Here is a 14,653-nt window from a genome sequence, read left to right as displayed (position 1 = left end):
CATCATGCAGCTGCATCACGTCGCGTCTCCTCGCGGCCCGGCTACTCTGCGCGGTACGGGGTGCTCGAAGCAGAACACGGGCTCGATGCAGGGTTCGCCGAGCAGCGAGACGAATGCCTCGATCGATCGTGCGTCGTTGGAGGCGACGAACTCGTGAAAATTCGTCCCGTTCCAGAGCAGATAGACATGTTCGAATTGCTCGTGAATCGACGCGACGAGCGTATCGAACGTCACCTGCCCGTTTTGCATCTGCGACAGCATCTGGTTGCGCTTCCAGTCGATTTCCTCGCGGCTGAAGTAATGGCGCTTGTGCAGTTCGTCCTTGACGCGTTCGCGCTTGTCATACTCGTCGAGCGAATCGCAGTTGAGCTTCTCGAGGAAGAAGATCAATCCGTTCGGTTTGAGCAGGCGCGCGACGTGACGAATCTGGTCCGCGCGATCCACGCCATAGAACTGAAATGCGGCAGTCTCGTAGATGTAGTCGAACGTGCCGGAGAAGCGGTCGAGGCGCGCATGTTCGCGGAACAGCCGAGGGGTGACGTGGGCGAATGCCTGCGGGTGGAACGCCGAGAAGTCGTGATTGGCGAACCGGTTGAACGTCGTTTCGTTGGCCGGATTGGGCGAGTTCGTGAACGTGCGGATCAGGCCGTTCGATCGTTTTGCCAGCGTTCTGCCGTTGGTGCCGTCGAAGGCATCGACCTCGTAAAACTCGAAGTGCTGATCCGCGTGCTGCCTGCGACGTTCGGAATACCGCGTGAGCGCGACGCCGACGCGCGACATTTCCTCCAGTATGGCTGGCACGCTGGCAAGGAAATGCGTGAACAGCGGCCCGGCTTCGGCGACCATCAGGTCGTGATAGGCAAGCACGTCCGGATCGCGCAGCAAATGGCGGATGCGGCTCGCGACCGATTGCTTCGGCACCTGCGTCGCGCCCGTCGCCAGGCTGTGAAAATAACTTGCCATCCGGATCATCGGCGCGCTTTCCAGGTACTGCTCCGCGCCGTCCTCGATTCCGCTTGACGTCATGGTTGACCTCTTTGCATGTGGTATCAGTTCAAACCCTGGGCGGACGCCTTGCCGCCGAACGTTCTTGGCAGTGCTCGCAGAAAGTCGATGCTTGCCGGAACCGCAGCGGAATCCAGATGGCGGCGACAATGATCGAGCAGTTCGATTGCATTGGCCGCAGATGTCGCAGCGGGAACGACATAGGCTTTGGGGACGTGTGCGCCGTCGGATCGGGAAACCGGTACGACGAGCGCCTCCGCAACGGATTCGTGGTCGAGCAATACCCGCTCGACGGCGCGCGGATTCACCGGCACGCCGTCTCGATCGAACAGGTCGCCTTTCCTGCATTGAAAGAACAGGAATCCTTCCTCGTCCATCGCGAACAGATCACCGGTCATGAACACGCGCGATTCACCGAAACATCCTTTGCGAATGACGCGGGCGGTATCGCTTTCGCGCTCCCAGTATTTCTCCATCAGCAGATCGCCGGCTACCGCCAGTTCACCGACCTGCCAGGGCTGGACCACGAGCGCATCGTCGTTGCCGACGAGGTAGGTCCTGATGCCCGGAATGGCTTTGCCGACTGAGCCGATACGTCTATCGAGTTCGGCGGGCGGCAGGTAGGCGATGCGTTTGCACTCGGTCGAACCGTAGTTGCAGTAGATCAGGACAGCCGGTAGCGCACGCCTGAGCAGGCGAATGTACTTGCCGGGCAACGCCTGTCCACTGGTCGAGACATACCGCAGCGATTGCAGTCTCGAGGCAGGCAGGTCGCCCGATTCGCACAGACGGAAAAGCGCCGGCGGAAAGACGTGCAGGCCGGTTACGCCGTGTCGCTCAATGATGTCGACGATGGCGGCGCCCGACGCGGGCAACGCCGTCTCGACCACGGCACGGCCCCCGAACAGCAGCGGCATGACCGTGTTGTAAAAGCCGTAGTCCGAACTCAAGCCCGGGGAGAAACTGAGCACGATGTCGCGTTCGCTATTGGCGAGATAGCCGGAGACGGAGCGGAATGCGGCAATCATGTTCCGGTGCGTGACGAGCACGCCCTTCGAATCGCCGGTCGAGCCGGATGTGTAGAAGATCGTTGCGGCGTCATCCACGGAGGGATTGACCGCTTCGGATGCGCCGTCGGTCGCGAAGCAGACGACATAGTCCGACAGGTCGCCGCGGGTCGCGTCGATTGTGACCGCGCGATGACGGGACGCGATGCGCGGCGAGGTCGATCGCGATGCCACGAGCGCGCTGGCGCCGCAATCCGCGATCTGCTGCTCCAGTTCGGCGGTGTCGATCGTGTGCCTGATGCATGCCAGGATGCATCCCGCCTTCAGGATGCCGAATGCAGCCGCCACCGCATGCACGGACATCTCCGAATAGAGCGCGACGCGCGCGCCGGCGGGAATGCCGAGACGGCGAAGCGTATCGGCTATCGTCGACATCACGTCCAGCAATTCGCCGTAGGTTGCCGAACGTCCGTCGACCGCCAGCGCGATTTTGTCTCGCCGGCTGCTCGCGCTGCGCTCGAAGTATGTCGGGAGTCGTTCGATCATGGCATCAGCCTTCATGCGAGGACGCCGAGGCCGACGAGGGGCTGTGGTCTTTTCGAATGCGGGGCGCGAGCGAGACCAGCAACCCGAGGCAACCCATGCACACGGACAGCACCATGATCACCGTGTCTGGTCCGAAACGCGTCGAGAACACGCCTACCGCGACGCCCGCGAGCGGCTGTGTCATGTTGTTGAGGAGGATGACGACGCCCGTCGTCTTGCCGTAGTCACGCGCGGGGATGATCTTCTGCCGCGTGCTCCGGATGTACACGTTGAACATCTTGTCGAACCCGACGATCAGCAGGAAGCCGAAAACGTATCCCGCAATTCCCGGGCTGGCTGCCGCGATAACGCCGCCGACACAGATCGAACCGAAGCCGACGAGGCCGAGGATGCGCCGCGGGACATGCAACCTCGCCGTCATCAGCAGAATCGCGATCGTCACGCACGCGCCTGCCGTTTGCAGTCCTGCGTAATAGCGTCCGCTTTCGTGATGAAAGCCGGTGACCATCGCGGCGGATGTCGCGAGCGTGACGCCGATCACGAGGTTCTCCGCGGCAGCCAGCATGATGACGGACTTGAGGCCCGGGAGATGGACGACGTGAGACAAGGCCGTCCTGATCGGCTTGAACCAGGTGCCGTGCGTGCCTTCCGGCATCACGAATTCGAACGCGCTGGCCTTTTGCCAATAGGCGAGCGCGACGTCGGCCGTGACGAACAGCACGGCGGCGGCCGCGACGACGAATTCCCAGCGCCACCAGGACAGCAGGATCGCCGCGAGCATGGGGCCGAGCACCAGGCCAAGCTGGTCGGCCAATTGCGAATACGACAGCACTTTTTCGAAGCGATGGCTGCTGAATATCTGCGGCAGCATCACCTCGCGCGCAACGATGCCCTGACTCGTCAGCATGCCGCACAACGCGGACAGCGCGATCAGCCATCCGATGCCGCCGACGAGGTCGTAGGCGGCGACGCCCGCGACGCATACCGCCGCGCGGAGAATCTGACTGACGCGCATCAGCTTCGTGGGCGAATACCGGTCGCAAAGCGCGCCTAGAAACGGGAAGCACAGGTATCTCGGCAGTGTTTCGAGCGAAAACGCGATGCCCGACCAGGACACGCGTCCTGTCATCTGAAAGATGACCAGCGGCACGAGAAACAACAGAATCTGGTCGGCGAGGCGGGCAAGGAAAAGCGAATGGAAAAAGGCTTGATGCTGGGCGCGCACGAACGGTCACCTTTCTTTTGCGCGGAGCACGCGATGCATGCGCGCTCCTGCGGACGTTGCCGGGAGGGCTGCTACCCCGGGGCCTCCCGGAATGAGCGTATCGAGCCTTAGTAAGCGGATGCTTCTGCAGACGCCAGGTTATGCCGTTCGTGTCCCTTGAGCGGGGGATTGAAGACGCTGACAAGCACTAGATCCCCGTCTTTGCCGCCGCGCAGGTAATGCTGGTCGTGCTGATCGAGCACGTAGAGGGTGCCCGGGCGGATCGGAAAGACGTTCCCGTTCATGTCCTCGACCTCGCCTTCGCCCGCAATGCAATAACAGGCTTCGAGATGGTTGCGGTATTGCAGTAGCGATTCCGTACCCGCACGCACCACCGTATGGCACACGCCGTATCCCATGCCGTCCTTTTCCGTCAACAAGCGATGGCTTGTGCCGGATCCCCATTCGACAAGCAGTCCATCTTTTTCGACATCTCTCAGGTTCCTGACGAACATATTCGCACTCCTTTCTTTTATGTAAGAAATTATTGTCCTGCTCTCGGTGGAAGCGAAGCCACGAAAAAGCAAGCCAGTGCCCGTAACAGGATGGCCGGCTAAATCATGTAGTTTTTCAACATTAACCGCTGGCGGCGTAGCTGGTCAAGCGCGGAATATGAGGGAATTTATGGTGATTACGTAAATCTGTCTTGATGGTGTTGGGGGCTGCGCTGGAGAGGGGCGATGTAGTTTTTCTACATATCCGTGGGTTGCCTGACTTTCAAAGCTGTCTTGATGAGGGGTGTTTTCATAGTTTGGGAAGGGTTGAATGTTCTATCTTCGATGGATGTATTAAACCCGGCATTTTTGCGAGTCGCGTGATCCTCTAATTATCGAATTGATCGCTGATCACGACCCGGCTACAACTACCCGCCCTGCGCCGTCTCAATCCTTGCACTTATGCTGCGGCAGTACCCAAAGCATCCGTCCGACCGCTTCGGCCTGATTCCGCGAATGGGTCTTTTCATAGATCGCCCGCAATTGAGTACGCACCGTCGCTAGCGACACACCCGCGCTGGCCGCACACTCATCAGGCGTCTTGCCGTTGATCAGTGCCTCAGCCACCGCCGCTTCGGCGCTCGACAAACCGAACGACTGCCGCAACTGTTGTGCGACGACGAGCGGCGCCGCGCCGCGTCGCCTGACCGTGACCAGCAGCGTCGCATCGCCGAACGTCGCATGGAGCGCCTGTCCGGACAGCGCCGCGATGCTGAGAAAAACTTCATGCGCGGCCACCAGCGTGCCCGAAAGCGCAACGCTCTCGCTCTTGCGAGTCTTCGCGACACGTGTCAACGCCGCCTTGAGTGCATCGTTCTGCGGCGCGCTCGTCGCGCTCAGGTAGCCGTTCTCGAGCTTGAGGCAGGTGGTGACGCGCAGCATCGACTCTGCCGCCCGGTTGACGAAGACGACATGCGCGTGCCTGTCCAGCGCAAAGACGGAGAGGCCCAGCTCCTCCATCAGTTCGGCGCCGAGCGTGGCGTCGCGATGCAGCACGCGCGCGTCTCGCCACAGGTTGATCGAGCGTTGCAGATGCCCGGCCATACCGGTCAGCGTCGCGCGTTCCTCCGGCGAATACGGCGCGCGGCCATGCGCTCGCAGTAGCCCGAGCAGAATGTTGTCGCTGCCGGGGCGCGCGAAGCGAATCCCCATCAGGTAGCGAAATCCCGACGGAATCTGAAAGTCCTGGAAGAACTCGCTGCGCTCGACGTCGCGGTCGGTGAGGTGATCCTGACAGCAAACGAATTCGCCGAGCGGCGCGTTCTCGACGAAGCCGCGGCGTGGATCGAGCGCACCGTAATACTGGTCGTAGCGGGCGATGATCTCGTCGAATTCCGCGCGCGGCGAATAGATCGAGAATTGCGGGGCATTGCGCGCGGCGTCCCAACTAAACATGTGAAAAACGTTTGCGCCGAGCGATTCGGATACCCGATGAAAAACTTCGAGAAAACCGTCCGGCTGCAGCGCGGCCTCATAGAGGTCCCCGATGAGTTGGTCCCGTTGCATGCTTCCCCCGTCGCTTCGCGATCTTCGTATGTGGTTTTTGTCTGACGATATTGCTTCGAATACCGAATTTTCAGGATTTTTTTCAGGCTAACACAGGTTGTTTGCGTTTCATGCGGTGTTATTTGCCGATTTTCATCCACGTGAATGATGATCGCGAAAATCGGCTTTGCGAGAATCCCTGCCATCCAGCGTGCATGAGCGGTGCATATGACACGCATCAACCAGAAGGATGTCGGGGGAAACGCAATGAAACTCACGCCTGTCGTATCCGGTATTGCAGCGCTCGTCCTGTCGGCTTGCGGTGGTAGCGACAGTTCTTCGCCACCGCCCGGGCAGCCGGCGGCTCAGACGGTCAGCGGCGTCGCGGCGGCCGGCGCTGCGATGCAGGCCGCCACCGTGAAGCTGGTCGATGCGAACGGCAAGACGGTCGACTGCCCGGCCGATGCGTCAACCGGCGCGTTTCATTGCGCGGTGACCGGCTTGACCGCGCCTTTTGCGTTGTCCGCATACGGCAACGTCGCCGATTCGCAGGCCACGCTGATCGCGCTCAGCGCCACGGCGGGCACGCAGACGATCAACATCACGCCGATCACGAACGCGATCGCGGCCACGATCGTCGGCGGCGACCCGACGAAGCTGCTGGCCGACACTGGTTTGCTGCAAAGCAAGGTCACGGCCCAGGCCGTTGCCGGCACGGTGCAGGCGTATTCGACGGTGTTGGCCGACCTGCTCGCCGCCACCGGCAATACGGGCGTCGACCTGATTTCCGGCCCGTTGACCGCAGGTGCGCCGGGGCTCGACCGGTTGCTCGACCAAGTGAAGATCAACGTGCTGCCGGATGGCGGCATCCAGATCAGCTCGGTGGCGGGCGCGTCCAGCGATACGCCGGTGCAGCTTCAGCTCGCGCCCGGCGTCGCGCCGCAGGCGAGCGACAAGGCCAGCCTGCCTGCTGCCGCGACGATCAATGGCGCGGTGGTGTCGAACCTGCCGAGCGCCAGCGATCTGGCGGCATTGCAGCGCGCGCTCAACCAGTGTTTCGCCGGGTCGACCGGCGCTGCGCGCACGGGCGGCAGCGTATCGGCGTGCGGCCAGATCTTCGTCGACGATGTCGCGTCCGGCGCGCTGAATGCAGGCGTGCCCGCCGCGTATCTGAACAACGGGATGTCGGTCGACCAGGAGTTCGGTGCGCCGGCCGGCGGCACGCCGGGCATCGTGGCCGACGATGCGATGAACAACGCCAGCTTCAGCCTGCCGGAAGTCATCCGCGTCGTCGCGAGCGACACGATGTGGATCAAGCTCGCGTGGACCCGCAGCGACGGCATTCGCGACGGCATGCAGCAACACGTGCAGCTCGCGGTGCGGCCGGGCAGTCTCGCGAATGGCGATACCGGCTGGCGCGTGATCGGCAACCAGCGCGCGGTATTGAGCAAGGTCAACGCGAACGCGCAGAAGTGGGACTGGTTGAACCCGGCCAATCCGTCGACGGGGACCCACGCGTTCGTCGATTCGCTCAACCTGCAGGTGGGCGCCGTCGACGCGTCCGGCACCGCGGTGGACTTCGCGATCGTCAACGGCCCCGGCTTGCGCAACGGCGTGTTTCTCCAGCCGTCGAGCGGCACCTGCGACACGCTGAACATCCGCGCGCAGATCGCCAGCGGGCAGACGCCGGCGCAGCTCGCCGCACTGGCGAAAAGTGCGCAGTGCCGCAACAACTTCCGCCTGGCCGGCGTCGCGCAGGACCCGGCGAACCAGGGCTTGTTCACGTGGCCCGGCGACGCACCGCGCAACAATACCGCGTGGGCGAAGCCGCAACTGAGCGCCGCCGAGCTGGCCGACATCAAGCCGTTCAGCGCCTATACGATCGACGTCTACCAGAACGGCAACACGTCGACGCCGGCCAGGCACTACACGGTGCGCTTGCGCACGCCGTCGCCGTCGCCCGATGCGCTGCGTCAGTACGCGTGGCACGACCTCGCGCAGTCCACGCGCGACAAGCTGACGCCGGGCTCTGCCGCCACGTTCGCGGGCGGCGCGACCTTCCCGCTGGCGTGGACGTCGAAAGCGGGGCTGCCGTTCGTCAAGCGCGGCAACGTGCAGATTCGCGCAACCGCGACCGGGCAGACAACGGCGACGTTCGTCAACGGTACCGCATCGGCGCCGCTCGTCCAGCCGGGTGCGGCGGTGACGCTCAACGTGCCGGGCGATCAGGGCGTCGCGTTCCCGTCGGTGGCCGGCTGGGGCGGCAACACGGACTTCTCGTTCGTGAGCCTGAGCTGGTCCGATCCGGGCGACACGGCTTTCACCGAGTCCTTCGAGTACGACCGGTAACGGGCAGCCGGGCCGATGCGTGCGGCGAACGCGCGGCCGGCGGGACGATTCGCGATCCCGTCGGCGCGTTTCCGCTCGCCGGCCTTGGCGTGATGGCGGAGCCCGTCCGTGCGCCCACACGGCATGGACGGGTATCGGGATGTCGGCGGATGAGCCGCTGCGGCGCATGCCCCGGCGACGATGCGCGCTACCAGGCCGCCGCCACCCGCGCCTTCAGACACTTGAACCCCAGCCTCACGGCGCCGACCCCACCCGCGACCGGAATCCGCGGCAACAGAAACGGATCGTCGTTCGCACCGGCACATCCGCGCCGGGTCGTCGTCGCATTGCCGTAACCGGCAGCGATGACCTGATCGCGCACGCGCGCATCCAGATCACCGTACGGATAGCAGAACGATTCGACGCATTGGCCGCTCAGCCTTTCGAGTTTCCGCTTCGATTCGGTAAGCTGAAAGTCCGAGACAGGCGACGGCACATACGACAACGCGACGTGATCGAGCGTATGCGAGCCGATTTCATGACCGTGATCGCGCCACGCGAGCATGTCCGCGCACGTCATCAGCGGCGAGCGCGCAGTCGGCGCGCCCGCATCCCAGTCGTTCGCGCCGCCGAACCGGCCGGCGACGAAGTAGCACGTCGCGGTGAACCCGAGCGCGTCGAGCACGGGCATTGCATGCGTGAGCACATTGAGAAAGCCGTCGTCGAACGAAATGCCGAAGACCTTGCCCTGCCGCTCCCCGCGCAGGTACGGCTGCAGTTCGCGCACGCTCAGGCCGCGGTAGCCGAGCCGCCTGAACAGCGTCATCTGGCGGCGGAACGCGTCGGGCGCGACGCTCAGGCCGCGCAGCCGGTCGGTCGGCGGCGGCAGCGGGCGGATCTGGTGATACATCAGGATCGGATAGCGTGAGGTGCGCGCAAGCATGGGTGGATCGCAGGAAGGCGGGATTAAGCGGCCTTGCGGAAAATCCGCAGGGTCTTGAAGTCGCACTCCTGCGTGCGCAGGTCCCAGTACTTCTTCCAGATATTCATGGCCATTTCGTGGTTCTCAACGGGGTCACCCAGCGCGACGGGTTGTGTCGAACCGATTTCTGATAGACGGAGAGGGTCGCGTCGATGAACGCATCGAACGAGAATTCGCGGCGGCCTTTCAGCCGCGCGCTGCGCCCCATCGCCCGGATGCAACCGGGCGCCTGCACGATCGCGCGCAGGATCGCTTCGATCGCCGCGGGCTCGCGCGGCGGGACGACCCAGCCGTCCACGCCCGGTTCGACGTTTTCGGGCAGCCCGCCCACTCGCGTCACGATCGCGGGGCAGCCGAGCGACATCGCTTCGCGGCACGCATACGACAGGCTTTCGTGGTACGACAGCACGAACGACACGTCGATGATCGAGAACGGCGCCCGCACATCGTCGAGGCGCCCGGTGAACGCGGTGCGCGACGCCATGCCGTGCCGCGCGAGCTGCTCGCGCTGCTCGCGGGACGGCTCCGCGCCGACCAGCAGCACGCGAAACCGCTCGCGCTCGGCTTCGGGCAGGCGGCCGAGCGCCGCGATCAGGTCCATCCAGCCTTTTTCGGGGGCGGTGCCGGCGCTGCTGCCCAGCACGATCGCGTCCGCGCCGGATGCCCCGAACCGCGCGATCTTGCGGCGGCGGATCTCGTCGGCCGCCAGTCGTTCGGCAGCCGGCCGGCGCACGCCGTGCTTGACCACGGTGACGTTTCCGTACGGCGAGCGCAGCGCGAGCATGCTCGCGACGTAGTCGCTGACCGCGATCGTATGGTCGGTGGCGAGCCGCGCGCGCAGCAGGTTGCCGAAACTGTCGGCGCGATAGGTATTGTGCTTGGTCAGCACGACCGCGGGCCGATACCGGCAGCCGAGCAGCGCGAGCATCACCTGCCGGTGATCGGCGGACCCGTTCACGTGGATCACGTCGAAGCGCTCGCCGGCGATCCGCTGGCGCAGCCGCAGAATCTCCCGGCACAGCCGGTTCCAGCGCGGCTTGAATTCCATGTCGAAGATCGCCACGTCGGGACTGTCCTGCAGGAGTCGCGACAGGCGGCTGCCTTCCGGCGACGCCACGGTCACGCGATGATGGCGGCTCATCGCGACCGCGAGATCGCGGACGTAGGTGTCCTGGCCGCCGCCGTAATCGCCGTGGAAGTTGGTGTACAGAATGTTCATCACGATGCCGCTTTTTTTCGGTCATTCATTTCGAAGGATTGCTGATGAAATGAATGACTCGACCTGATGGAAGCAATGACGTGAACGCGGTGCCGCGTTTCCGGCTCGAGATTGCGTGTTGGCGTCAAGCGCCGGCGTCAACGCGAATCATTTCCAAATATTACAGATCGGTTACGTGTCGTAGTGTCGATGTCTGCGCATCTTTGTGAGAATGTGTCGCGATCGCTGCGTCGCGTCGCGTCGTGCGCGACGAGACTCCTTTCCCGACGACATCAGGACGCAAATCAACCGGCGCGGCTTTCGGAATTGAAAGCTGGTGCGCCATTTGCGTTAGAATGCCCCCCCTGTCCGCCCGGGTGACCGCCGGAGACCGCCCGCAGCGGACAGATCGCCGGCATGTCGACACAGGTTTCGATTCGCAGCCGGACGCGAATGATTGGCCCGCCGTTAGCAACATACGCTTTGTAATTTGGACGACTAATGAAGAAGAAACACAACATTACCAAGTACATCGTTGTCGCGATGATGCTTGGTATTGCCGTGGGTTACGCGTGCCATAGCGCGTTTCCCGACCCGAAGATGGCGAAGGAAGTCGCCGGCTACGTATCGCTGCTGTCCGACATATTCCTGCGCTTGATCAAGATGATCATCGCGCCGCTGGTGTTTGCGACGCTGACCGTCGGCATCGCGCAGATGGGCGATGGCGGCGCGGTGGGCCGCGTGGGCGTCAAGGCGTTCGGCTGGTTCGTCATCGCGTCGTTCACGTCGCTGCTGCTCGGCCTGCTGACCGCGACGATCCTGCAGCCGGGCAGCCACCTGAGCCTGCCGCTGCCGCCGTCCGATGCGGCGCTCAACCTGAAGACGGGCGCGTTCACGCTGAAGGATTTCGTCGTGCACCTGGTGCCGAAGTCGATCGCCGAGGCGATGGCGAACAACGAAATCCTGCAGATCGTCGTGTTCTCGATCTTCTTCGGCACCGCGCTGTCCGCGCTCGGCGAAGCGGGCAAGCGCCTGACCGGCGTGATCGACGATCTCGCGCAGGTGATGCTGAAGGTGACGGGCGCGGTGATGGGGTTCGCGCCGGTCGCGGTGTTCGCGGCGCTGGCGTCGACGATCACGACCGAAGGGCTCGGCATCCTGCTCACGTTCGCGAAGTTCATGGCAAGCTTCTATCTGGCGCTCGCGTTGCTGTGGGCCGTGCTGACGCTCGCCGGCGTGACGTTCCTCGGCAAGCGCGCGTTCACGCTGCTCCGGCTGATTCGCGAGCCGTTCCTGCTGTCGTTCGCGACGGCCAGCTCCGAGGCCGCATATCCGAAGCTGCTGGACGCACTCGACCGTTTCGGCGTGAACCGCAAGATCTCGAGCTTCGTGCTGCCGATCGGCTATTCGTTCAACCTCGACGGCTCGATGATGTACTGCACGTTCGCGGTGCTGTTCATCGCACAGGTGTACGGCATCCATCTGCCGCTCGGCACGCAGATCACGATGCTGCTGATGCTGATGGTGACGTCGAAGGGGATGGCCGGCGTGCCGCGCGCGTCGCTGGTCGTGATCGCGGCGACGCTCAACCAGTTCAACCTGCCCGAAGCCGGGTTGCTGCTGATCATGGGCGTCGACATGTTCCTCGACATGGGGCGCTCGGCCACCAACGCGGTCGGCAACTCGATCGCGGCGGCCGTGGTCGCGAAATGGGAGGGGCAGCTCGACGCGCCGCGCGACGACGACGAATCGGACGGCGCGCGCGTAGCCGAAGTGAAGGTGCGTGAAACGTCGGCATGATGCACTGCAACGCGGCGGTGCAACGCCGCGTTGCCCGACCCGCGACACATGATATGCGTCGGCCTGGATTCGATACGGATTCAGGCTGGCGATTTGCGTTGGGCGCAGTAGCTTTTTCGATACTTCCGAAATGGCATTCGCCGTTTCAATTGATCGACGTCAAATTGGCGGCGATATTCCGTCAGGCAAGTGCCTGATTTTCCCGATTCCCGATCCGCCGCGGAAGTGACCATTCACTGACGCATAGTCGCGCTCGTCGCAAGCGCGGGCGATTCGCAATTTTTTTCGATTTATATAACGCTATTCTCGCCCTGCGCATTTTCGAATGCATGCCGTACGTCATACCGACCGCGCCGGATGATTCGGGGAAGAATTTACATCTCGCGGACTTCAAGCCATCTGGCCGGCCGATCCCTTATGTGAATGTTTGCCCCGTTCAGGAGAGCATCCGTCATGGTCGCCAGACAACGAATCCGGGCCGCGCTTGTCGCCGCGGCAATCGCCGCATTTGCGCCTCCTACGCACGCAGCCAACACCACCGACTGGATCGCGAACACGTACGGCACGCTCGCGGCGCACGTCGGCAACGTCGCGCGCGCGATGTGGGTCGCGCCCGAAGGCGTGATCTACACCGCATCGATGTGGGACGAGGATGAAGGCGGCGTCGCGATCTACCAGAACGGCAAGAGCCTCGGCTCGATCGGCGCGCATTCGGAATTCCAGGGCAGCGCGATCACCGGCAATGCAACGTCGCTGTTCGTCGCGCTGCAGCCGGGCAAGACGTATGGCAGCGGCGCGGTGGGGCGCTACAACCGCGCGACCAAGTATCGCGACCTCGTGATCCAGATCAGCGCGGCGACCAACCAGCCGCGCATCGACGTCGTCACCGGGCTCGCGACGGCCGGCTCGCTGCTTTATGCGAGCGACTTCTACGGCAATCGCGTGCGCGTGTTCACGACCGATGGCGTGTGGCAGCGGGACATCGCCGTGTCGGCGCCGGGCGCGCTCGCGGTGGACGGCGCGGGCAACGTGTGGGTCGCGCAGAAAAGCGCCGGCTCGATCGTCGGCTTCAGCCCGACCGGCGCGCTGCTCAATACGATCCGGATGCCGGCCGGCTCGCATCCGTCGGCGCTGTATGTCGATGCGGCGGCCGGACAATTGCTGGTGGGCGACGAAGGCCCCGACCAGAACATCAAGCGTTATTCGATCTCGGGCCGGCCGGCGCTCGCCGGCACGTTCGGTGTGCGCGGCGGCTATCTCGACACGACGACGGGCATCAAGGGCCAGGTCGGCGCGCAACGCTTCACGCGCATCGCCGGGATCGGCAAGGACACCGGCGGCAACCTCTACGTGCTCAACAACCCGTGGGGCGGCAGCTGGGATCTCGGCCGCAACGGCGCGACCGACATTCATGCGTACGGCAGCAGCGGCAACTTGCGCTGGACGCTGCAGTCGCTGAACTTCGAAGGCATCGCCGCGCCGGACCCGGTCACGGACGGCGCGCTGTTCTACGGCGGCACGCACATCTACAGCGGCAGCGCGGGCGGCAAGTTCGTCGCGAACACCGTCGATCCGTTCACGTATCCGTCGGACCCGCGCATCAACATGAGCGACACGCAGCGTGACGAACACTTCGGGCTGCTCACGTCGGTCGGTGCGAACCGGATTCTCGTCGCGGCCGGCCAGAACCCGCCGGTCTTCTACTTCTATCACTTCAACGCGGCGAACGGTTACGTCGCGATTCCGGACGGCTCGATTCCGGGCCCCGCGTTCAATACCACGCAGCGCGTGACGGGCGGCTTCAGCGTCGACAGCCAGGGCGGCGTATGGGCCGGGCTCGACAAGACCGGCGCGATCACGCATTACCCGCTGACCGGCTTCGACGCGAACGGCAAGCCGTCGTGGGGGCCGGGCGTCGCGACCCGGATTCCGGCCAGCATCCTGCCGCTCACGCGCATCGTCTATCTCGCGGACAGCGACACGATGGTGCTCGCGCAGGGCGCGGTCGGGACCAACGACTGGACGTCGATCGGCACGCGCATCGAGGTGTATCACGGCTGGCGCGCGGGCAACACGACGAAGCCGGACCCGGTGATCACGCTGCCGCACAGCGGCGCGAAATCGATCGACGCGGCGGGCAACCACCTGTTCGTCGGCTACTGGTTCAGCAGCAGCGGGCCGCTGTGGCCGAACGTCGACGCGTTCAACCTCAACACCGGCAATCTCGACACGACGCTGGTCAACGCGAGCCCCGCGACCGTCGATACCAGCAGCGCGATCGATGCGATGTACAGCATCCGCGCGTACCGCCGCTCGAACGGCGAATACGTGGTGATGAAGAACAACGTGAAGGGGAACAGCATCACCGTGTACCGGTGGACGCCGTGACGGTTTGAACGTGCGGCCGCCTTGGGCAGCGGCCGTAGTCGCGAAGTCGTGAAAGCAATCGTGCGCGCAATCGATGCGATTCCGCGGGATTGTTGCGCAACGCGCACGCAATGAACCGCGGGCACCATGCGCGCGGCGCCGTGTCGGACCCGCTTC

At 63.9% G+C, this 14,653-nt stretch carries 10 protein-coding genes; 3 read left to right on the top strand and 7 right to left on the bottom strand.

Translation table 11 applies throughout. From position 1 onward, the window contains the following. Window positions 1–15: 15 nt before the first annotated feature. The 5 genes from HWX76_RS36550 to HWX76_RS29585 form a co-directional block, all read right to left on the bottom strand. Window positions 16–1,155, bottom strand: a complete 1,140-nt coding sequence (locus HWX76_RS36550) for a class I SAM-dependent methyltransferase (protein ID WP_244138032.1) — start codon at window positions 1,153–1,155, stop codon at window positions 16–18. Next, window positions 1,050–2,573 (bottom strand): class I adenylate-forming enzyme family protein, encoded by a 1,524-nt coding sequence (locus HWX76_RS36545; protein ID WP_200891640.1) that lies wholly within the window; start codon window positions 2,571–2,573, stop codon window positions 1,050–1,052. The genes HWX76_RS36550 and HWX76_RS36545 overlap by 106 nt, the downstream gene beginning before the upstream one ends. Next, entirely contained in the window at window positions 2,563–3,783 is a 1,221-nt protein-coding gene (locus HWX76_RS29595) for an MFS transporter (protein ID WP_050017169.1), read from the bottom strand. Before HWX76_RS29595 ends, HWX76_RS36545 begins: the two co-directional genes overlap by 11 nt. A gap of 107 nt (window positions 3,784–3,890) precedes the next feature. Then, a complete protein-coding gene (locus HWX76_RS29590; protein ID WP_050017168.1) occupies window positions 3,891–4,277 on the bottom strand; it encodes an ectoine synthase in 387 nt (128 codons plus the stop codon). A 426-nt stretch (window positions 4,278–4,703) separates the two neighbouring features. Beyond that, the gene (locus HWX76_RS29585) at window positions 4,704–5,822 is read right to left on the bottom strand and encodes a helix-turn-helix transcriptional regulator (RefSeq protein ID WP_050017167.1); all 1,119 of its coding nucleotides are present in this window, start codon (window positions 5,820–5,822) and stop codon (window positions 4,704–4,706) included. A gap of 246 nt (window positions 5,823–6,068) precedes the next feature. Here HWX76_RS29585 and HWX76_RS29580 point away from each other — a divergent pair, with 246 nt between their 5' ends. Beyond that, window positions 6,069–8,150 carry a hypothetical protein gene (locus HWX76_RS29580; RefSeq protein WP_176016749.1) on the top strand — a complete coding sequence of 694 codons (2,082 nt, stop codon included), beginning with the start codon at window positions 6,069–6,071 and terminating at the stop codon, window positions 8,148–8,150. Window positions 8,151–8,337: 187 nt separating this feature from the next. On the opposite strand, the gene HWX76_RS29575 is transcribed toward HWX76_RS29580, so the two are convergent. Then, complete coding sequence (locus tag HWX76_RS29575) at window positions 8,338–9,072, bottom strand: polysaccharide deacetylase family protein (protein ID WP_050017165.1); 735 nt, start codon at window positions 9,070–9,072, stop codon at window positions 8,338–8,340. A gap of 103 nt (window positions 9,073–9,175) precedes the next feature. Continuing rightward, on the bottom strand, window positions 9,176–10,330 hold the full coding sequence (locus HWX76_RS29570; RefSeq protein WP_060733715.1) for a glycosyltransferase: 1,155 nt from the start codon (window positions 10,328–10,330) through the stop codon (window positions 9,176–9,178). 480 nt (window positions 10,331–10,810) lie between these two features. Here HWX76_RS29570 and HWX76_RS29565 point away from each other — a divergent pair, with 480 nt between their 5' ends. Further along, window positions 10,811–12,109: a dicarboxylate/amino acid:cation symporter gene (locus HWX76_RS29565; protein ID WP_050017156.1), complete on the top strand. Its 1,299-nt coding sequence runs from the start codon at window positions 10,811–10,813 to the stop codon at window positions 12,107–12,109. Between the two features lie 453 nt (window positions 12,110–12,562). Next, the gene (locus HWX76_RS29560; protein ID WP_050017155.1) at window positions 12,563–14,497 is read left to right on the top strand and encodes an SMP-30/gluconolactonase/LRE family protein; all 1,935 of its coding nucleotides are present in this window, start codon (window positions 12,563–12,565) and stop codon (window positions 14,495–14,497) included. Window positions 14,498–14,653 lie beyond the last annotated feature (156 nt).

This window comes from Burkholderia sp. BCC0398 (assembly GCF_902833245.1).
GTDB classification, from domain to species: domain Bacteria; phylum Pseudomonadota; class Gammaproteobacteria; order Burkholderiales; family Burkholderiaceae; genus Burkholderia; species Burkholderia sola.
This window is presented reverse-complemented; position numbering and strand designations above follow the sequence as displayed.